This is a genomic window from Metapseudomonas phytobenefica (genome assembly GCF_043392685.1).
GTDB lineage: Bacteria > Pseudomonadota > Gammaproteobacteria > Pseudomonadales > Pseudomonadaceae > Metapseudomonas.
The window spans coordinates 97,558-117,467 of the sequence record NZ_JBHZGM010000012.1; the positions used below are offsets into that span (position 1 = coordinate 97,558).

At 64.2% G+C, this 19,910-nt stretch carries 15 protein-coding genes; 6 read left to right on the plus strand and 9 right to left on the minus strand.

What is annotated here, in order from left to right; all coding sequences use genetic code 11:
- Positions 1-12: 12 nt before the first annotated feature.
- Genes ACFW0B_RS12315 through ACFW0B_RS12345 form a run of 6 tightly spaced genes read right to left on the minus strand, consistent with a single transcriptional unit; the run spans position 13 to position 6,959 of the window.
- A complete protein-coding gene (locus tag ACFW0B_RS12315) occupies positions 13-1,188 on the minus strand; it encodes an MFS transporter (protein ID WP_449148458.1) in 1,176 nt (391 codons plus the stop codon).
- 21 nt (positions 1,189-1,209) lie between these two features.
- Complete coding sequence (locus ACFW0B_RS12320) at positions 1,210-1,581, minus strand: ethanolamine utilization protein EutQ (protein ID WP_449148460.1); 372 nt, start codon at positions 1,579-1,581, stop codon at positions 1,210-1,212.
- A complete protein-coding gene (locus tag ACFW0B_RS12325; protein ID WP_449148462.1) occupies positions 1,578-2,906 on the minus strand; it encodes an NAD(P)/FAD-dependent oxidoreductase in 1,329 nt (442 codons plus the stop codon). Before ACFW0B_RS12325 ends, ACFW0B_RS12320 begins: the two co-directional genes overlap by 4 nt.
- A gap of 10 nt (positions 2,907-2,916) precedes the next feature.
- Complete coding sequence (locus tag ACFW0B_RS12330) at positions 2,917-4,302, minus strand: FAD-dependent oxidoreductase (protein WP_459251706.1); 1,386 nt, start codon at positions 4,300-4,302, stop codon at positions 2,917-2,919.
- 10 nt (positions 4,303-4,312) lie between these two features.
- A complete protein-coding gene (locus ACFW0B_RS12340; protein WP_449148464.1) occupies positions 4,313-5,758 on the minus strand; it encodes an aldehyde dehydrogenase family protein in 1,446 nt (481 codons plus the stop codon).
- 10 nt (positions 5,759-5,768) lie between these two features.
- Positions 5,769-6,959, minus strand: a complete 1,191-nt coding sequence (locus tag ACFW0B_RS12345) for an aromatic ring-hydroxylating oxygenase subunit alpha (protein ID WP_449148466.1) — start codon at positions 6,957-6,959, stop codon at positions 5,769-5,771.
- 409 nt (positions 6,960-7,368) lie between these two features.
- On the opposite strand from ACFW0B_RS12345, the gene ACFW0B_RS12350 reads away from it, so the two are divergent.
- Entirely contained in the window at positions 7,369-9,072 is a 1,704-nt protein-coding gene (locus ACFW0B_RS12350) for a BCCT family transporter (protein ID WP_449148468.1), read from the plus strand.
- A 167-nt stretch (positions 9,073-9,239) separates the two neighbouring features.
- Here ACFW0B_RS12350 and ACFW0B_RS12355 read toward each other — a convergent pair whose 3' ends face one another.
- The 3 genes from ACFW0B_RS12355 to ACFW0B_RS12365 form a co-directional block, all read right to left on the minus strand.
- A complete protein-coding gene (locus ACFW0B_RS12355; protein ID WP_449148470.1) occupies positions 9,240-10,151 on the minus strand; it encodes a LysR substrate-binding domain-containing protein in 912 nt (303 codons plus the stop codon).
- 194 nt (positions 10,152-10,345) lie between these two features.
- Positions 10,346-11,347, minus strand: a complete 1,002-nt coding sequence (locus ACFW0B_RS12360) for an SCO family protein (protein ID WP_449148472.1) — start codon at positions 11,345-11,347, stop codon at positions 10,346-10,348.
- Positions 11,348-11,376: 29 nt separating this feature from the next.
- The gene (locus ACFW0B_RS12365; protein ID WP_449148474.1) at positions 11,377-14,214 is read right to left on the minus strand and encodes a multicopper oxidase domain-containing protein; all 2,838 of its coding nucleotides are present in this window, start codon (positions 14,212-14,214) and stop codon (positions 11,377-11,379) included.
- 752 nt (positions 14,215-14,966) lie between these two features.
- Between ACFW0B_RS12365 and msuE the strand changes: the two genes are divergently transcribed.
- The 5 genes from msuE to ACFW0B_RS12390 all read left to right on the plus strand — a co-directional run bounded on the left by msuE (position 14,967) and on the right by ACFW0B_RS12390 (position 19,890).
- Entirely contained in the window at positions 14,967-15,536 is a 570-nt protein-coding gene (gene msuE, locus ACFW0B_RS12370) for an FMN reductase (RefSeq protein ID WP_449148476.1), read from the plus strand.
- A 13-nt stretch (positions 15,537-15,549) separates the two neighbouring features.
- Positions 15,550-16,737: an acyl-CoA dehydrogenase family protein gene (locus tag ACFW0B_RS12375; protein WP_449148478.1), complete on the plus strand. Its 1,188-nt coding sequence runs from the start codon at positions 15,550-15,552 to the stop codon at positions 16,735-16,737.
- Between the two features lie 9 nt (positions 16,738-16,746).
- Complete coding sequence (locus tag ACFW0B_RS12380; RefSeq protein ID WP_449148480.1) at positions 16,747-17,847, plus strand: sigma-54 interaction domain-containing protein; 1,101 nt, start codon at positions 16,747-16,749, stop codon at positions 17,845-17,847.
- Between the two features lie 67 nt (positions 17,848-17,914).
- Positions 17,915-19,045, plus strand: coding sequence for an FMNH2-dependent alkanesulfonate monooxygenase (gene ssuD, locus ACFW0B_RS12385; RefSeq protein WP_449148482.1), 1,131 nt, complete (start codon positions 17,915-17,917; stop codon positions 19,043-19,045).
- Positions 19,042-19,890: an amidohydrolase family protein gene (locus tag ACFW0B_RS12390; RefSeq protein ID WP_449148484.1), complete on the plus strand. Its 849-nt coding sequence runs from the start codon at positions 19,042-19,044 to the stop codon at positions 19,888-19,890. The genes ssuD and ACFW0B_RS12390 overlap by 4 nt, the downstream gene beginning before the upstream one ends.
- Positions 19,891-19,910: the final 20 nt, after the last annotated feature.

Genomic DNA, 19,910 nt, shown 5'->3' on the forward strand with positions numbered 1-19,910 from the left:
CCCCCTACCCGATCAGCCTTTGATGCTCGTCCGACCTGGCCCGAAGGTCGAAGCGCAATTCTCCCATGTCGCTCTGATCAGCAAAATCAGCAGCGCCGTCACACCGACGCTGAACAGGTAAAGCGCCTGGGGGCCGGATCGCTCCATGAGCGCGCCTGCGACCAGCGGTCCGATGGTCGCACCGATGCCGAAAGCCACCAGCAGCACCCCGGCCACGGCAACCCGTAGTTCAGCTTCCAGATTGTCGTTCGCATGGGAGACACCCAGTGGATACAGGCAGAACTGCAGGAAGCCAATGACCGCGCCAGTCAGCATCGCCCAGCTCGCGCCTGGCGCGTCGAGTACGGCCAAAGGCAAGTAAGCGACACAGAGCAGGATCGAGATCACGCGAATCAGCGCGACGCGGGAATATCGATCGGAAAGCATGCCAAGGGGCAGTTGAGCGATGAGCCCCGCGGCGATGCTAAGCGCCATGAACTGACCGACCTCTCCGGGAGAGAAGCCCAGCTGCGCGGCGAAAATCGGCGTCAATCCGTAGAAGCAGCCATTCAATAGCCCCGACACCAGTACTGTTGCAAAGGCCTGCGGCAATCTGCGGATGTAGAGCATCGGCTGAACGCGCACCTGGTTGATGACACGGGGTTGCGCGCCCGAATGCAAGGCCATGGGCACCATTCCAATGGCAAAGGCAATAGCCACACCGGACAAAACCATTGTGCCCAGCCCATGGCCGAGACCGAGGAGCAACTGCCCGAGCATCATGCCGACGTAGCTCGCCACCATGTACAACGACAGGGCACCGCCACGGCGATCCGACGGTGCGCAGTCGTTGAGCCAGCTTTCGATGACCATCATCTGGCACATCATTGCCACGCCCACGACGAATCTCAACGCGAGCCAGAGCGGCAGCCAATCGCTAAGTTGATAGCCGAGCACCGCTGTCACGATCACGCCGGTGCCCGCCACGAAAGCACGGACATGGTAGACGCGGCCGATCAGCCAGTAACCGACTCGCCCTCCCACCACCATCCCTAGTGCATTGGCGGCCATGAGGGCACCGCCCCAGAATTCCGCGCCCGCGGCAGTATCCAGACGCAGTGCCAGGTACGTCATCAGCAGGCTCGAGCCCAGCTGCATCAGCAGGGTCGCGGTATAGATCGGTCCGAAAGCCTTGGTGAGTGCGAACAAGTTTTGTCCCCAGGTCAGTCGTCAAGCGAGCCCATGGCGCTGTTTCCAGTCACCCGGGTGCACGACGTAGCCAAACAACGCATGGCCTCCGTATACGAGCTCTGTCCCTTCGGGAATCCACAACAGCTGTCCCGGTTCCACCCGGTACAGCTCGCCGTTCGCCCTGAGCTCGAAACAGCCTTCGATGACGAAGATCACTTCGTCGTAAAGCAGCGTCCACGCCACTTCCGCGCCGTCCCATAGTGCGAAGCCGATGCCCAGGTTGGGCGAGATTTCGTTGCTGATGGCGCGAGCCACGCTGGCAATGCCAGGCGGCCCGCCACGATGGACGAAATCCAGGTTCCGATGGTCAACGAGGAGCACCGGCCCCTTGCCGCTGGGTGCCCTGGTCATAGCTCGCTCCTGCTGTTCCAGGCGGCCCAGCGAATGCGCGTGCGCACTCCGAGCCCGAGGAACGGCTCCGGTGGGTTGAGCGAAGGCATGCCGGTCACCGCCTGGATGTCGCGGAGCAACGAGGACTCGGCCCCCACCACCCGGTCGGCCAGCAGCGTTCCGGAAATGGTGCCCCAGGCCGCGCCGACACCGTTGTCGCACGCGGTGGCGAACACCCCGTCGTCAAGTTGGCCGAAGTAGTTGGTGAAGTTGCGCGAGATGGCGTAGGCCCCGCCCCAGGTATGGGTGAATGGCACCTGGGCGAGCTGCGGGTAGCGTGCCAGGAAGGACTTGCGGTGATCCTTCCGGATCTTCGCGCGCGTACCTTCGTCGACACTGCGCCCGTAATGCGGCACGTGTTTGTAGGTGTTGCGGATGATCAGGCGGCGGTCCTGGGTCATTCTCACCGTGGTACCCGCATGGTCCGCCGGGGTCAGGCCCCAGTCGGCCTGGATGCCAACGGCACTCATCTCGGCATCGGTGAGCGGGCGCGTCCAGCTGGCGAAGGTCATCACCGGCAGCAGGCGATTGCGCAGGAAGCCGAACTCCTGGGTGAAGATGCTGGTGCCCAGCAGCACCTTGGACGTGCGGATCGATCCGTCAGTACCATGCAGTACCCAACCGCCGCCGGCGTCTTTCTCCAGGCGCTGGATAGGCGATTCCTCGAGTACCTCGACGTTTTCCGGCAGCGACTCACCGAGCCCTCGCACCAGCGCGGCCGGCTGCATCAGGTAGCAACCCGGTGTGAAGATGGCGCGGCTGTAGTAGCCGGTGCCCAGCACGCCGGCCAGCTCATTGCGCTCCACCACGCGGTAGGGCTCGCCGAGGTCGGCCATCAGCTTCTCGAAATGCTCGAGATAGGCGAGTCCGCGCTCCCCCACAGCGCCCTGATACTTGCCAGCATGGGACCATTGGCAGTCGATGCCGTGGCGGCCGATAAGTGTCTGCAGCTGGTCGATGGCGGCACGGTTGAGCCCCAGTAGGCGTTGCTTGTGTTGCGGGTCGGGATGTTCGAGCGCGAACTTGTGCGGCAAGTCGATGACGAAGCCCGAGTTACGGCCCGAAGCGCCATAGCCGACGCGCTGGGCATCCACCAGCAGGATGCGCGACTGCGGCAGGTGCTCGGCCAGTCGGCGCGCCGCGGCAAGGCCCGCGAAGCCGGCGCCGATCACCACATGGTCGGCTTTCTGCACGCCGTGGAGGCGCTTGCAGGGGCGTGGCTCGGGCAACGCGGCATACCAGCCGCAACTGCGATCATCGTGAGGCAGGTTGACGATACTGTTCATGATTCGGCTCTCAAGCCACGTTCTGTTGGGCGCCCTGGCAGCTCTGCAGCCAGGCGGTGCGTTTCTGTTGCGCCTGCCGTCCGAGCAGGACGAAGCCGCGCATGGCGCCGGCAGGGTCATGGAAGGCTGCGCTCAGGCCGTCGCCGGTCGCCTCGCAGCGCCATTGCCCTTCGCATTCGACAGGGGGCGGCAGCAGGCAGAGTGGCGCCGCCGGAGTCTTCACCGTGACCGGCATCAGCGGGTAGCTGACGGGGGTCGGCTGGCCCAGCAAGGTCCGGGCGAGCGCGCGGATACCTTCGTTGATCGGCGCGAGGTAAGGCAGCAGTTGCCCGTCGATCTCGATGCAGTCACCCAGGGCGTAGATACCGGGCTTGGAGGTCTGCAGGCCGGCGTCGACCCGGATGCCGCGCCCGCATTCCAGTCCGGCCTCGGCAGCCAGTTGCACGTTCGGTCGCAAGCCCACAGCCGAGAGGACGAGGTCCGCGTCGACGGTCTGGCCGTCGGACAGCGTCAGGCGATAGCCGTCCGCCCCCTGCTCGATGCGCTGCAGGGTGGTGCGCAGATTCCATTGCACACCGAGCCCCGACAGCGCCTGCTGCAGTTGCCGGCCCGCCGCCTCCGGCAGCAGGCGCTCCATTGGCCAGGCGCCCAGGCCGATGACCCGCACCTGATACCCGCTGCTCGCCAGATCATTGGCGAACTCGCAACCGATCAGCCCATCACCGAGGATCGCCACGCTGCGCACGCCTTCCAGGCGCTCGCGGAACTCATGGTAGTCCTGCAGGTTGTTGACGCTGAGCATCGCCTCGGCACAGCCCTCGATGGGCAGACGTACCGGCGAGGCACCACTGGCCAGCACCAGTTGGCCGTATTCCATTTCGCCGAGACTGGTATGCAGGCGCCGCGCCTGGGTGTCGATCCGCTCGACCCGGCAATGCGTGTAGATGCGGATGCCAAGGCGCCGCTCCAGCGCCATCGGGCTTTCCGCGGCAAGCGCCGCAGCACTGCGACCCTGCGCCAGCGCGATGGACAGCGCCGGCTTGGAGTAGTTGTGCCCGGACTCCTGGGTCAGCACACGGATATCCAACTGCGGGTCAGCCTTGCGCAGTTCCTGGGCCAGGCCGTAACCGGCATGGCCGCTGCCGATGATGACCACCGGCTGGGCGGGAACAGCCGCCGCCAGCGGCTGCTTCACCGCCGCTGGCGGAGTGGCGACGGCGGTGACCGGCTCGCTGATCTCGATCATCTCGAAATCGGACTTGCCGACCTTGCAGTCGGGGCACAGCCAGTCTTCGGGTACGTCTTCCCAGCGGGTTCCGGCTGCGATGCCGTCGTCCGGCCAGCCCAGGGCCTCGTCATAGATCAGGCCACAGATGATGCAGAGCCACTTTTTCATAACCGCGCCCTCACTCGCCCTTGATACGCAGGGCCAGGTTCTTGGTCCGTACGTAGCTGTAGAGAGCCTCCTGCCCTTTCTCCCGGCCGAAACCGGACAGCCCTACCCCGCCGAACGGCGTTTCGATGCCGCCCGCATACCACTCGTTGACGAACACCTGGCCGGCACACAGGCGACGTGCGCATCGCAGCGCGCGGTTGAGGTCCTGGGTGAAGACGCCCGCCACCAGGCCGAAATCGGTGCCGTTGGCAATGGCAATGGCTTCTTCCTCGGTATCGAACGGGATCACCGCGAGGACCGGCCCGAACACCTCGGCCTGGGCGATTTCCATGTCCGGGGTGACGTCGCGCAATACCGTCGGCGCCATGAAATGCCCGCGCAGTCCAGCGAGCGCCTCGCCGCCGGTAGCGACCACTGCGCCCTGTTCCTCGGCGCGCCGGCACATGGCCTCGATTCCCTGGAGCTGGCCGGCGGATATCACCGGCGTGTGGTCCGGATCGTCCTGGCCGAGGCCGATGCTCAGCCCCTTGGCCATCTCCGCCACCTCGGCCACCACCTCGTCATACACCTCGCGCTGCACCAGCAGGCGCGACATGGCCGAGCAGACCTGGCCGGCGTTGAAGAAGATGCCGTTCCTGACGCTGCTCAGAACCTGCTCGCGATCGGCGTCGGCGAAGACCAGCGCGGCCGACTTGCCACCCAGTTCCATGACGCTGGGAATTGCGTGCTCGGCGGCAGTGCGCAGGATGCTCTGGCCGGTACCGACCGAGCCGGTGAAGACGATCTGGTCGACGTCGCGGTGCCCGGCCAGATAGGCGCCCACTTCGCGGCCACGGCCGCAGATCAGGTTCACCGCACCGCTCGGCAGGCCGGCACGCTCGATGGCCTTGAGCAACACGCACAGTCCCAGCGGCGACAGCTCCGGCGACTTGATCACCACCGCGTTGCCGGCCGCCAGGGCTGGCGCCAGCGAACGGGCGCAGATGGAAACCGGGAAGTTCCACGGCACGATCTGCAGCGACACGCCCATGGGGTCATAGACGGTGAAGTCCATGTAGCCGTTGCCGAGGGGAATGGAGGTCCCCTCGATTTTGTCGGCCATACCGGCGTAGTACTCGAAGTAGCGCGCGGCCTCGACGAACTCGTCACGGGCATCGCGCAACCGCTTGCCATTCTCCTGGCAAAGGACCCACGCGCCCTCCTCGGTCAGCGCGCGGATCTGCGCGGCGATCTCCAGCAGCCAGGCGACACGCTGCGCCGGGCGAGCACGGGTCAGCTCGCCGCTGTCGGCGCAGCGGCGCGCCGCCTGCACGGCGCGCTCCGCATCGGCAATGGTGGCCTGGGCAATGGTGGCGACCGGCTCGGTGGTACCGGGGTTGCAGACAGTGAGCCGCTGCTCACTGTCGCTCCACTGGCCGTCGATGAAGTTCAGCCAGTGCGATGGAATCTGATGCATGGCGATCACCTCAGGCTTTCTGCGCGTAATCGAGCAGTTGCTGGGCGGCCCACTTGTGGAAGTAGTGGGTCGGCAGATCCATCTCCGGGGAGAACGCGCCGCCGTTGTAGCCAGGAGAGCTGCGGCCCTTCTGCATACCTTCGACCGAAGCGATGTCTTCGGCGAATACCACGCGCCAGGATTCCTTCACGGCATTGCGCGCGGCCTCGAAGCGAGGATCCAGAGACTCGTCGCCGACGTAGAAGAGGCGCAGGTGCTCGATGGTCTTACCGGGGGCGACCGGCTCCAGCATCATGGCGAAGGCGTGGTCCGCCTGGATGCCCAGCAGCACGTTGGGGAAGAAGGACACGTACTCGGCAGTGCGCAGGCGGTCTTGCGGCCAGGACGGGAAGGTCGGCAGGTGCGTGCCGGCAACGTCGGACAGGTTGTAGGCATGACTACCCTGGCCGGCGAACTGGTCGAACATGATGTTGTAGTGGTCTTCCAGACGCGAGTAGGTGTTCAGCGCCGGGTGTACCCACGGCAGGTGGTAGGACTCGCAGTAGTTCTCCACTGCCAGCTTCCAGTTGCAGTTGACCTCGATGCTCAGGGCGCCACCGTTGGCTTCGCGACGCATCAGGTCCATGCCATCGGTGCCGAGGAACTGGCTCCAGCGCTCGGTCAGCGGCGCGAGCTGCTCTTCCAGGTCCGGCGCATCGGCGGACAGGTTGATGAACACCATGTCCATCCAGATGGCGCTGCGCAGGGCCTTCAGGCCGTGCTTCTCGCAGGCGAAACGCTCGTCCTTGTGCTGGTTGATGCCGCCGACGTGCGGCGTGCCTTTCAGGCCGCCATTCAAGTCATAGGTCCAGGAATGGTAGGGGCAGCGGATCACGCCCTGTACCTCGCCGGCTTCCTGCACCAGCTTCACGCCGCGGTGGCTGCAGACGTTGTGGAAGACCTGCACCAGGCCTTCGCGGTTACGCATCATCAGCAGCGGCAGGCCCATGAAGTCCACGGGCTTCACATAGCTGTTCTTCGGCAGGTCGCTGGCGAAACCGATGCAGGCCCAGTTGCGCCCGAGCACGTGGTCCCGCTCCAGTTCGAAGTAGCGCTGCTCGGTATAGAACTCGTTGGTCAGGCCGTGAGCTTCATGGATGGGAGCCAGAACGGTTTCCAGGACGTGGGTGGGGATCAGGCGGGAGTCAGTCGAAAGGGTCATTCTTGTTCTCTCTTGTTGGTTGCACGGCAGGCTTGGCCTTGATGCCTGGGGCAAAGTTTCAGCAAGAGGGAGAACTGCGGACAAACGATTTATTTAAGCCTTATTTATTACTTTTGATCATCAATTCAACTCTTCCCCAATTCCTGCTCCCTGATACTCCTTTGGCCATCATCCAATCCACACCGAGCACTCTATTAGTGAATAAAAGTAATGAGTTGATGACTACAAATGGTTTGTCGGAGTCCCCTCCATTCCCCCATTTTGTTGTCACGTCCCGGGCGCTGGTCGGCCCGAGACCACCTCTGGGTGAAGCCGCCGCCAGGGATCGCGCCACCTGCCAGGAGGCAGGAGGTCGGCTTCAACCCACCGTGATCCAAAACCCTTGAACAAAAACAAAAGGGGACAATCCATGCGTGCCGAGTCAGGTCTGCTGAAAGGCCTCAATCCCACCGTAACGGTCATCTCGCTGGTGGCTGTCGTAACCTTCGTACTGTCTTGCGCCCTCTTCGCCGAAAGGGCTGGCGCAGTCTTCCAGAGCACTTCCGACTTCATCCTGCACAACTTCAAGTGGTTCTACCTGGTCTCCGTCAGCGGTGTGCTGGGCCTGCTGATCTACCTGATGTCCAGCCGCTACGGGCACATCAAGCTCGGCCGCGACGAGGACAAGCCCGAGTTCAGTTTCGGCTCCTGGATCGCCATGTTGTTCAGTGGCGGCATGGGCATCGGCCTGATCTTCTGGTCGGTGGCCGAACCCATGTGGCACTACGCGGGCAACCCCTTCGCCACCGGCCTCACCGATGAAGCGGCCACCACCGCGATGCGCATCACCCTGTTCCACTGGGGCCTGCACCCCTGGGCGATCTTCACCATCGTCGGCCTCGGCCTGGCCTACTTCGCCTACCGCAAAGGCCTGCCGCTGACCATGCGTTCGATTCTCTATCCGCTGATTGGCGAGCGCATCTACGGCCCCATCGGCCATGTGGTAGACATCCTCGCCGTGGTCATCACTGCCTTCGGTGTGTCCCAGTCCCTGGGCCTCGGCGTGGTGCAGATGAACACCGGCCTGAGCCAGGTTTTCGACCTGCCCATCAGCCTGGGCGTGCAGATCACCCTGATCGTCGCCATCACCATCGTCACCACCGTCTCGGTCATGGCTGGCCTGTCGCGCGGCATGAAGCTCCTGTCCGAATGGAACATGTTGCTGTCGGTGGTCCTGGTGGCCCTGGTCCTGCTGCTGGGCCCTACCCGCTACATCCTCAACCTCATGCTGGAAAGCACCGGTGACTACGCGCAGAACATCATCGGTCTGAGCTTCTGGAGCGACACCCAGAAGGACAGCGGCTGGCAGAACTGGTGGACCGCCTTCTACTGGCCCTGGTGGATGACCTGGGGGCCCTTCGTCGGCCTTTTCATCGCCCGCATTTCCAAGGGGCGCAGCATTCGGGAACTGATTGCCGGCGCGCTGCTGGTACCCACCCTGGTCACCATCATCTGGATGTCGGTCTTTGGCGGCGCCGCCCTGAAGAGCGAGCAGGATGACCGCCAGAACCACGAGCAACAGGTCGCCAGCGCCCAGCTGCAAGGCGAGCAAGCCAAGTTCGAAGGCGGCACGGTGCTGCTGGCCACCAAGCAGGAAACCACGGCGGCCATGTTCACCCTGCTGCAGAAGATAGACACTGGCCTGCTGGGCCAGGCACTCAGCGTGCTGGTCTGCATCCTCCTGGCCACCTACTTCATCACCTCCGCCGACTCGGGTACCCAGGTGCTCTGTACGCTGAACTCCCTGGGCAGCACCAACCCACCCCAGAGCATCCGCCTGCTGTGGTGCGTGCTGGAGGGCGCCATTGCCACGGGCCTGCTTCTGGCGGGCGGACTCAAGGCCATCCAGATGGCCAGCATCGCCGCCGGCCTGCCCATCGCCGCATTCATCCTGCTGATCAGCTACACCCTGATGCGCAGCCTGCGCCAGGAGGCCGCTGGCGGCCTGCCCCAATTACCTCCGGGCAGCCGTAACCCCCTGCAGGAACACACCCCGGAGGGCGTCCCGCACATTGACGGACCGGTACCGGGCGCAGCCCTGAACGTCGGCTTGACCGCGAAAAGAGCTGGCTGAACCTGGCCCACTGCGGCCACCTGAAAGCACCGAAGCCGACAGCCACAAGCTGTCGGCTTCGGTCGTTTCGGCTCACCAGGATCCACAAGGCCGCGAGATCCGCGTCAGTCAGCACCCCATCCGCCCCCAATGCCGTCGGGAGCATCCGGGACACCAAGTGAAGCTATTCAGCCGCCCTGAACCGAGGGTTGAGCCATCAGCCACTCCCGAAACAGGCGCACGCTATCCCTGAGACCACGCTCGCTCTCAGGCTCCAGCAGGCAGAACTTGGCATCAGTGCGCAGCACCAGATCATTGGGCTTGACCAGGACACCACTGTCGAGAGGGTCATCCACCAGCTTGTTCCAGGCCAGCGCCACGCCCTGCCCGCTAATGGCAGACTGGATCAGCATGCTGTAGCTGTTGATGTTTACCCGATGCCTGGGAGTCAATGGCTCATGGCCCAACCGTTTGAACCATTCCGGCCAGCCGATCCAGTCCCTTTGCGGATCCTCCAGCCAAAGCCAGGTGCAGGATGACAGCCCATCCAGGGAAGACAGCTGAGGATTCTTGGCCAGGTAGCCGGGACTGCAAACGAGGAAGATTTCTTCCGAGAAGAGCGGCGTAACCGCCATCCCCTTCGGAGGTGTATTGCAGTAGTACAACGCCAGGTCGCACTCCAGCCTGGAAAAGTCCTGCACATGGTCATGGGCAATGATCCGCAGATCGATGTCCTCATGCTGGCTCTGGAACTCCGCCACCTTGGGCAGTAGCCACAGGGATGCCATGGCCGTACTGGTGGCGACGGTCACCTGCTGGTCACCTTGCCATTGCCGAATCTCACCGGTGGTGCGCGCCAGGCGAGTCATGCAGTCCCGCACCGTCTCGAAGTAGAGCAGTCCCGTGGGGGTCAGGCTCATTGCGCGCGTCGTGCGAGTGAACAGCACCTTGCCCAGATAGTCTTCGAGCAGCCGCACCTGGCGGCTGACAGCCCCCTGGGTGACATTCAACTCCTTGGCCGCGAGGGTGAAACTCAGATGGCGGGCGGCCGACTCGAATGCAATCAGGCTGTGCAAGGGGGGAAGCGGTTGGATTTTCACGACTAAGGCACCACATGTTCTTTTTATTCAACTGTGCCGCCATTTTAATAGTCTCGGCGTCTGTCTGGGGCGCCGGATGAATAAACCCGGGAAAACGCCCAACAGGTCAGCCAGGGGCAACCAATGGGTGATTTGTTCGCTTAATAGCCCGGGCTTCGGGAAACGACCTCAGCAGAATTCAGGGTTTCGCCCAGTCACTCGGAATGCGCAGTGGTTCGCTCGGTTGCCCCAGCCTGCAATCGCTGCGACTCCGCCTCCAGATAGTCCATGAGTGCTGCGACGTCGGCATCGCCCAGACGGAGATTGGGCATGGCCACCTTGCCGTATTGCTGGAACAGCTGGCTCGCCAGCGGATCATTTTCCGCCAGCATCCTGTCCGGTTCCTTGATCCAGCGAGCCAGCCAGGCGGGGTCCCGCAGGCGGGTCACGCCCAACAGATCGGGGCCGATGCTGCGCAGCGCGCTCAGTTCACCACGCGCGGCCCCGAGGGTGTGGCAGGCACTGCAGCGAGTGCGAAAGAGCTGCTCTCCGGAGGACGGTGGCCGAATGGCCGGGGCGTCGGCGTAATCCCGCTCGTTCCCTGAAGCCTCCTTCCAGTTCTGCAGGTTGTTGGCGAGCTTGTCGGCAAGGATGTAGGGGTTCTCGAATGGCGAGACCTTCATCCATTGGCCGGTGGCCTGGTTGCCGATGATCAGGCTCAGATTGTGCTGCTTGAGGTCGTTCGGATCGCCCCCCCGGGCCAGCAGTCCCAACTGCTCGCGCAATTGGTTGATTGCGTCGAAATCCCCGGTGAGGAAGAGCCAGCCTGGTGCCACCTGGAACTTCTCAGCATAGGCCTTGAGTACCTCCGGTGTGTCATGGAGCGGGTCGATGCTGATGGAGTAGAAGTAGACCTCTCGCCCGACCTGGTTGCCCAGCAGCTTCTGCACCTGGCGCAGGCGTGCGGTTTCCAGCGGACAGGTATCGCCACAGCTGGTGAAGATGAAATTCACCAGCACCACCTTGCCTTCGATCAGGTCATCGAAGAAGCGCAGGGACCGACCCTCCTGGTCGATCAGCTCGGTGTTGGGAAAGTAGCTCGAATCCCAGACCGATGCCGAAGCAACCGGCGTGACATGCTCCCGATAACCAATGACCGTGGCGAGCAAGGCGAGGATGGCGATGCCCGCGATTACGCTGCGCTGTCGTCCGGACATGACCGTGGCCCTTCGCGTCGTCAGTCTTGCTAGTCGGCAGTACCTTGCGGGCCGGTGCCATCACCCTCGCGGAAGGTCGGCAAGGCCACCGAGCCCACATACTTCACACCGTCCCAGGTGGGTAGCGGCGTGGGCATCAACTGGACCTGGCCAGGGTGCTCCGAGTCCCAGCGCAACAGCATGGAGGTGTCCTCGTGCTGAGTGTTGTGGCAGTGCTCCATGTAGGTCCCGGCGAACTCGCGGATACGGATGGCGAACTCCACTTCCTTCTGGCTGTCGTCCTCCCGGCCGATACGGTAGACGTCCTTGCGCGCCCATTTTTCCCACTCCGGCGGCGCCTTGCCGCCGCGGCTGAGGATGATGCCTTCCTCGAAGTGCACATGGACGGGATGGCTCCAGCCCCCGCCGGTCTCGATCTTCCAGATCTCCAGGGTGCCGTCTCCGCTGTACCCGGCCGGTGTCGCACCATTGGCCAGCTGCGGGGCAGCGGAGATGCGCCGTGGGTCCATACCGAAGCCACGGGCGTCGTTCACCAGGGGAATATCGTCGGTCTTGATGGTCCAGGGCTCTTCGTCGGTGCCGTTGGAGCGACCGAACTCGAATCGGCGGTGACGGGCCTGGCTCAGAAGTTGTTGATCGCTGGGGTCATCCGCATGGAGGGTCAGCGGAATCATCACCTTGCCTTCCGCCTTGCCGCGCTTGGCCGGCTCGTAATCGGCCGGGTTCATTGCCAGGTCCTGACCGCTGTAGGGCTGCACGCGCAGTTCGAGGAACTTGCCCACCGCCGGGTCGCCCTTGTCCCACTTCAACCCCTTGCTGGACTGCTTGAGCACAGGCTTGTACTTCTCGGAGAGCACATCGGCGAGCGAGATGGCCTCCTTGCTGCCCTCCCCGGTGTCATGTTCCAGGAGGTTGACGAAGTAGAGCTTGTCGCCCGGTTTGATCCCCGCCTTGGCGAAGTTGACGATAATGTCGTAGCGCTCGGCGATGCCCTGGCTCGGCAATACGCCGAAGTGATCCTTGAAGTTTCCGTCGTGGTCCAGATCCATCGTGCCGTCGAATGGCACGGCGTGCTCCATGATGTTGCCGTCGTTGGCGATCATGTGGAACGGCACCCGCGCATAGGATACGCCCGAGCCCTTCGGCCCCTTGAGTTCGCCGCCGGAGCCCTTGACCTCCCTGACGATGGCCAGCTTCAGGAAGCGCGACACCGAGCCGTTGAGGATGCGGAAGCGGTAGCTGCGGGCGCGCACATTGAAGTACGGCTTGTAGAGCCAGTTAGTGAGGATCTGGTCACCGAGAAAGCCGTCGGTGTTGAAGGGGTTGAACCAGAGCTGGCCCTGCTGATCCCAGGCCTTGTCGGCGATCAGCAGGTTCACGTCGTAGTCGCGGTTGCCCCAGGATTGGGCGCTGCCGCTGGGAAAGCGCAAGTTGATGCCATCGTCCAGGGCTTCGTTCCCCCGGTCCACCGCGCTGTAGTAGTTCATCATCGCGGCGTTGCCCTTGTAGACGTTCTGTGCGGTGAAATCGAGCATGTGGTCGTGGAACCAGTGGGTACTCATGGTTTCCCGCCAGTCGCCGCGAATCTGGATCCTGCCGTTCTGGCAGGGTTTGTAGCCGGGATTTTCGTCATTCACCCAGAGCGTTTCGCCTGGGTCACAGGGAAAGGCCGCGCGCGGGTCACTGGCGGTTGTATTGATGGTGTCGTAGCCGGCCAACTGGATCGGCCAGCGGTAGTCATAGAACTGCCCGGGAAAGAAGAACGCATTGGTGTAGCCGTCGCTTTCCGCCGGGGTGTGGCCGTTGTGCTCGTGAGTGGTGAGGGTGTGCAGGCCGAAGCCGCGGTTGGCCGCCGGATCGATGGGCAATGCGTTGTAATGGCGGAACAGGATCGGCTGGCCGTAGCGCACTATCAGCAACTTGGGCGGGAAGGTGCCGTCGAAGGTCCACAGGGCGTTATGGTCCTGCACCGGCATGTTGGGGTGGAAGCGCACCTGGATACCACGGGTGGTGCCGTTGGTGGTGGGCAAGCCGGCGGTGTTGTAGTAGAGCCCGCCGGGGCCGAACTCACCCTGCACATAGCCGTGGCGCTGGTAGTGGTCACGAATGCCGCCGTTGGTGCGAGCACCGGCTTGCACGGTCTTGATGTCTTGTTGCGGGTAAAACTCATCCCAACGCTGGTGTGACCACCCCTTGCCCGGCGGACGACCCTCTGCCGGACCGCGTACCGGGCGACGAAGGAAGCCTTGAACCAGGGCGTTCCACGGGTTGCCGTCCAGGTCATTGGAATACTGGCTGGGAAACGGGAAGAGTCCCGGCGCCGACAGGAACTCATCAAGGTCACTGCCTGATGGTCCGCTGCGATACAGATTGGTCGGGTCCTGCTCCGTCGCGGCCCCCAGGCTGGGTTGGGGAAAGCCCGCGGGCGGGGACGGCGTGCTCGGGTCCAGCGGTTCCAGGCCGAAGGCTTCGAAACGCAGCATCTGCTGAGTGAAAGGCTTGGCGTTGAACAGGGGGCTCGGACGGCCATTGGTGGGGATATCGAAGTCCGTCTGCCGGGCGGGCGGCAGGACATTCTCGGCCAGGACCGTCGTCCGGCTCCCTGTTACCCCGTTGGCTTGCTCGAAGGCCCCCTGGTTGGCCGGTGGCGCACCCTTGAGGATGTTCCGCGTATCGCCGGCACTCCGGGGCTGATCGGTGTAGGCAGAAGGATCGTCTGGCGGCGGTTGATCAGACGACGGCCCTTCAGCGGCCGTGGTGAGCCCGATAGCAAGCAGGATGCTGATGGCAAGTGCAGACCGGCGTCCCCGGTAATGAGCCGGTTGCTGGAATCTTCGAGGGACGAACTCAGGAGTGCGACGGGACATATCCACCTCTTCGGCATGAACGAAGGGACAGCCACGGTCACGTAACCACTGGCAGGAAACACCGCACAACAAGACCACAGGGCAGAGCCAGGTCCGCCCGCTAACAGGAGTGTTTGGAGTAGTGGCACATTGGCCTTGGGTCGATCTTTTTATCTGTAACAATATGTGTCAACACATCAAACGATTCCTATTCGTTGAAAGGTCGGATTGTCGGCACAAGCGGTAGCGTCCAAGGTGCGGCGTCAATCTCCCGGCTTGGCCGCAATTGCGGATCCAGAACGGTAATCGCCGGAGGTTGCGCGGGGGCATTTCTCGTCCCCCTCACCGTCTTCTGGTGGATCGGATGAACTTCAGGAAAGGCGATTCCGGTGTGTTCCTGCACGGGAAGTACTGGTACGACTTCGAACTACCGAAGGATGGCATCCAGTCCCTCCACGACATCGACGACCACGGTCGCGCGCAGCGCCAAGGCCTCCGGCCACCGTGCTGGGCGGATCCTCTGTGCTCTTGTCCTGACTGCTTCACCACAGCCTTGGCTGCATTGCCGGCGAACGTCCTGTTGCCACATCAGCTGTTGCCACACCAACAGTGAAGGAACTGTTGGTGTGGCAACACTCGTTCAACAGTCCGCTTCTCCAGCAACACTCAATCAGCACATCAATAAATCACAACTGATTGATTTATATGGATTTTATTGATGGAACGGAAATTGCCCTGGCAATTGGACCCCATCTGCCAAAGGAACACCCACCATGAGCACCTCCTTCAACGTCGTCGCCGTTTCGGGCGGAGCCTATCGCCCGTCACGCACCCTGGTCCTGACCGAGGCGATAGTCGATGCCCTCGGCCAACATCTTCAGTTCGACAGCCGCCTGATCGAGCTGGGCGATATCGCCCGGCCGGTGGGTGGCGCCCTTTCCCGCAAGGAGCTGACCGCCGATGTGGAGAAACAACTGGCGGCCATCGAGAATGCCGACCTGCTGATCGTCGCAGCTCCGGTCTACCGCGGCTCCTACCCGGGCCAGTTCAAGCATCTGTTCGACCTGATCGACCAGCACGCGCTGATCGACACCCCCGTCCTGCTGGCCGCCACCGGCGGCAGCGAGCGCCACGCGCTGGTCATCGATCACCAGCTGCGCCCGCTGTTCAGCTTCTTCCAGTCGCTCACCCTGCCCATCGGGGTATATGCCTCCGAGTCCGACTTCCAGGACTACCGGGTCGCCAGCGAGCCGCTACAGGCGCGCATCCGCCTGGCCGCCGAACGTGCTGCCGCGGTGCTGCGTGACAATCACGAGCGCGCCGTGCTGCGCAAGATCGCCTGACGGGTCGCCTGCCATGAGCCTGCATCAGCAACCCACCCTCCTCAAACCGCTGCAGACAGCCAAGCGACTCGCCGAACAGTTCGCCGAGAGCGCCGTGGAACGCGATGCCAGCGGCGGCACCCCCAAGGCCGAGCGCGATGCGCTGCGCGCCAGTGGCCTGCTGGCCCTGGCGATCCCCACCCAGTACGGCGGCATCGGCGCCAGCTGGAGCGAGACCTTCGAAGTGGTGCGCGAATTCGCCCGCGTCGACAGCTCCATCGCCCACGTCTTCGGCTTCCAGCACCTGATGCTCGCCACCGTGCGCCTGTTCTCCCGCCCCGAGCAGTGGCAACCCTGGTTCGAGCAGACCGCGCGCAAGAACTGGTTCTGGGGCAACGCCCTGAATCCGCTCGACACCCGCACAGTGGTGAAGAAGTTCGACGGCTGGTACGAGTTCTCCGGCAAGAAGAGCTTCTGCTCCGGCGCCAGCGACTCGGAAATGCTGATCGCCTCCGCCGTGGACGAAAGCGCCGGCGGCAAACTGCTGATCGCCGCCATTCCCAGCGGACGCACCGGCATCAGCCTGCACGACGACTGGAACAACATCGGCCAGCGGCAGACCGACAGCGGCAGCGCCACCTTCGAGCGGGTGCGCGTCGAGCACGCCGAGCTGCTGCTGGAGCCGGGCCCGCTGAGCACGCCTTTCGCCTGCCTGCGCCCGCTGATCGCCCAGTTGCATTTCGCCAACCTGTTCCTGGGTATCGCCGAGGGCGCCTTCGAGGAAGCGCGCCAGTACAGCCGCAAGGAGAGCCGCCCCTGGTTCCGCTCCAACGCCCGCCATAGCAGCGAGGACCCCTACGTCCTGCGCCACTACGGCGAGTTCTGGGTCGGACTGGAGAGCGTGCGCCTGCTGATCGAACGCGCCGCTACGCAGCTCGACGAGGCCTGGAGCAAGGAACACGCCCTCGGCTTTGAGGAGCGCGCGCAGCTGGCCCTGGCCATCGGCACCGCCAAGGTGGCCGCCACCCGCCACGGCCTGGATATCTGCAACCGCCTGTTCGAAGTCACCGGCGCGCGGGCTACCCATGCCTCCCTGCGTTTCGACCGCTTCTGGCGCAACCTGCGCACCCAGACCCTGCACGACCCGGTGGACTATCGCATCCATGAACTGGGCGAGTGGGCGTTGAACGGTACGCGCCCCACTCCGTCCTTCTATTCGTGAGGCAAGCCCATGCAACTGCTGACCCTCCCTCCGTCGCCGACACTGGCTACCTCGATCAGGGCGACCGCCCAGGTCTTCGAAGACCCCAGATCGCGGGCGCTGCTCGCCCACCTGCAACAGGTCGCCCCTAGCGAAGCCAGCGTCCTGATCGTCGGCGAGACGGGTACGGGCAAGGAGCTGGTCGCGCGCCATATCCACAACCTCAGCAAACGTCGCAACGGCCCCTTCGTGGCGATCAACTGCGGCGCCTTCTCGGAGTCGCTGGTGGAGGCCGAGCTGTTCGGCCATGAGAAAGGCGCCTTCACCGGCGCGCTGGCGGCCAAGGCCGGCTGGTTCGAAGCGGCCAACGGCGGCACCCTGTTCCTCGATGAGATCGGCGACCTGCCCATGCCCATCCAGGTCAAGTTGCTGCGGGTGCTGCAGGAACGGGAAGTGGTGCGCCTGGGTTCACGCAAGAGCATCCCCATCGACGTGCGAGTGCTGGCGGCCACCAACGTACACCTGGAAAAGGCCATCAACGCCGGCCACTTCCGCGAGGACCTCTACTACCGCCTCAACGTGGTCAGCCTGCAGCTTCACCCGCTACGCGAGCGACCCGGCGACATCCTGCCGCTGGCCCGCCACTTCATCGCCGAATACAGCCGCCGCCTCGGTTACGCCGAGGTGACGCTCAGCGACGAGGCGTGCCGGCGCCTGGCCAGCTACGACTGGCCGGGAAACATTCGCGAACTGGAAAACGTCGTCCACCACACTCTGCTGGTCTGTAGCGACAAGCTGATCCGCGCCGAAGACCTGCACCTGTCCAACCTGCGCATCGAGCGCGAGGAGGACGGCCGGCCGCGTACCGAGAGCGCCGACGAGCTGCTGCAGCGTGCCTTCCAGCGCCTGTTCGAGGAACAGAGTGGTGACCTGCACGAGAAGGTCGAGGACAGCCTGCTGCGCGCGGCCTACCGCTTCTGCCACTACAACCAGGTGCACACGGCCAACCTTCTCGGCCTGTCGCGCAACATCACCCGTGCACACCTGATCCGCATCGGTGAACTGGTGGTGAACAAGCGCCGCCAGGTCGCGAGCCTGCAGGGCAGTCGGGTCATCAACCTGTCCATATGAACACCAAGAAAAACCAATGCCATGCGTGCGCCCCCCACTTATCGACGATGGCAACGAGGACAACATCATGAGTCTGGATATCTTCTGGTTCCTGCCGACCTCCGGTGACACGCGCTACCTGGGTCACTCGGCCAGTGGCCGCCCGGCGACCAACGCCTACATGCGGCAGATCGCCGTGGCTGCCGACCAGCTGGGCTACGACGGCCTGCTGATCCCCACCGGCGCCAGCTGCCTGGACCCCTGGGTCACCGCCGCCAGCCTGGTGCCGGTAACCCAGCGAATCAAGCTGCTGGTGGCCCTGCGCACCTCCCTTGGCAACCCCACCGCCTCGGCGCGCCAGGCCGCCAGCCTGGACCAGGCCAGCGGTGGCCGCCTGCTGCTCAATGTGGTGCCCGGCGGCGACGCCACCGAGCTGGCCGCCGATGGCGTGTTCCTCGCCCACGATGAGCGCTACGAGGCCTCCGACGAATTCCTCACCATCTGGCGCCGCCTGCTGCAGGGCGAGACTGTGGACTTCGAAGGCAAGCACCTCAAGGTCGAGGGTGCGCAGAACTTCTTCCCGCCGGTGCAAGCGCCCTATCCGCCGTTGTACTTCGGTGGCTCCTCGCCGGCCGCCCACGAGCTGGCGGCCAGGCATGTGGACGCCTACCTGACCTGGGGAGAGCCGCCGGCCGCGGTGGCCGAGAAGATCGCCGACGTGCGCGAACGCGCCGCCCGACATGGCCGCACGGTGCGCTTCGGCGTGCGCCTGCACGTGATCGTGCGCGAGACCGCTGATGCCGCCTGGACCGCCGCCGACGAACTGATCAGCCATCTCGACGACGCCACCATCGCCGCCGCCCAGGCCAACTACGCGAAGATGGATTCGGTGGGCCAGCGGCGCATGGCCGCGCTACACGGCGGCGATCGCAACAAGCTGGAAGTGGCGCCCAACCTCTGGGCCGGCGTCGGCCTGGTTCGCGGCGGTGCCGGCACCGCCCTGGTGGGCGATCCCGAGACGGTGGCCGCGCGCCTCAAGGAATACGCCGAGCTGGGCGTCGACAGTTTCGTGTTGTCCGGCTACCCGCACCTGGAGGAAGCCTACCGCTTCGCCGAGCTGGTGTTCCCGCTGCTGCCCGGCAAGGGCAAGGTCACCGTGGACGGCGCTTTCACCGGCGGCGCCTTCGACGTGCGCGCCAGCAAGGAGAACGCTGCATGAAGATCATCGACCTGCGCTGCCGGCCGGCCTTCCTGCATCCGTTCTTCGGCGCTGTGCCGGGCTCACCCGAGCACAACGTGGCGCGCTGGCTCAACCGCCGCGTCGGCACCCGCGGCGCGGACAACCACTTCGAGCGCTCGCTGACCCAGGAAGGCTTCATCACCGAAATACGCGAGGCCGGCCTGCACAAGGCCGTGGTGGTCGGCCGCCATACGCCGGGCCAGCACCTGCCCAACGACAGCATCCACGGCATCGTGCACGGTCATGACGAGTTGATCGGTATTGGTTCGGTGGAGCCGGTGCTGCAGGGCGTGGAGGCCGCGCTCAAGGAAATCGACCGCGCCGTCGACCAACTCGGCCTGGCCGGTATCGATCTGGAGCCGGGCTTCGGCGAACCGGCCCGCCACCCCGACGATCCGCTGTACTGGCCGATCTACGAACATCTGCAGCAACGCGGAATCCCGCTGTTCCTGATGAGCGGCCCGACCACACCGGACCCGGCCTTCAACGACCCCGGCCGCCTGGCAGCCGTGGCCCGCGCCTTCCCCACGCTTCAGATCGTTGCCTATCACGGCTACTGGCCAAACGTGCAACAGGCCATCGGCGTCGCCTTCCGCTACGAAAATATCCACCTGGTGCCGGACATGTACCTGTTCCTGCCCGGCAGCGAGGCCTATGTACAGGCAGCCAACGGCTTTCTCGCCGACCAGTTGCTGTTCGGCTCCTCCTACACCTTCCGCCCGATCCGCCAGAGCATCGAGGATGCCCAGCGCCTGGGCTTGCCGGACGAGGTACTGGAGAAGTTCTTCCACGGCAACGCGGCACGCCTGTTGCGGCTGGCGTGAAGCAGGCTGCGCCCCATCCG

Bases quoted from the DNA above. Each gene is read 5' to 3' on its own strand.
- ACFW0B_RS12320 (WP_449148460.1), bottom strand. From the start codon at position 1,581: ATGACCAGGGCACCCAGCGGCAAGGGGCCGGTGCTCCTCGTTGACCAT.
- ACFW0B_RS12325 (WP_449148462.1), bottom strand. From the start codon at position 2,906: ATGAACAGTATCGTCAACCTGCCTCACGATGATCGCAGTTGCGGCTGG.
- ACFW0B_RS12330 (WP_459251706.1), bottom strand. From the start codon at position 4,302: ATGAAAAAGTGGCTCTGCATCATCTGTGGCCTGATCTATGACGAGGCC.
- ACFW0B_RS12340 (WP_449148464.1), bottom strand. From the start codon at position 5,758: ATGCATCAGATTCCATCGCACTGGCTGAACTTCATCGACGGCCAGTGG.
- ACFW0B_RS12345 (WP_449148466.1), bottom strand. From the start codon at position 6,959: ATGACCCTTTCGACTGACTCCCGCCTGATCCCCACCCACGTCCTGGAA.
- ACFW0B_RS12350 (WP_449148468.1), top strand. From the start codon at position 7,369: ATGCGTGCCGAGTCAGGTCTGCTGAAAGGCCTCAATCCCACCGTAACG.
- ACFW0B_RS12360 (WP_449148472.1), bottom strand. From the start codon at position 11,347: ATGTCCGGACGACAGCGCAGCGTAATCGCGGGCATCGCCATCCTCGCC.
- ACFW0B_RS12365 (WP_449148474.1), bottom strand. From the start codon at position 14,214: ATGTCCCGTCGCACTCCTGAGTTCGTCCCTCGAAGATTCCAGCAACCG.
- msuE (WP_449148476.1), top strand. From the start codon at position 14,967: ATGAGCACCTCCTTCAACGTCGTCGCCGTTTCGGGCGGAGCCTATCGC.
- ACFW0B_RS12375 (WP_449148478.1), top strand. From the start codon at position 15,550: ATGAGCCTGCATCAGCAACCCACCCTCCTCAAACCGCTGCAGACAGCC.
- ACFW0B_RS12380 (WP_449148480.1), top strand. From the start codon at position 16,747: ATGCAACTGCTGACCCTCCCTCCGTCGCCGACACTGGCTACCTCGATC.
- ssuD (WP_449148482.1), top strand. From the start codon at position 17,915: ATGAGTCTGGATATCTTCTGGTTCCTGCCGACCTCCGGTGACACGCGC.
- ACFW0B_RS12390 (WP_449148484.1), top strand. From the start codon at position 19,042: ATGAAGATCATCGACCTGCGCTGCCGGCCGGCCTTCCTGCATCCGTTC.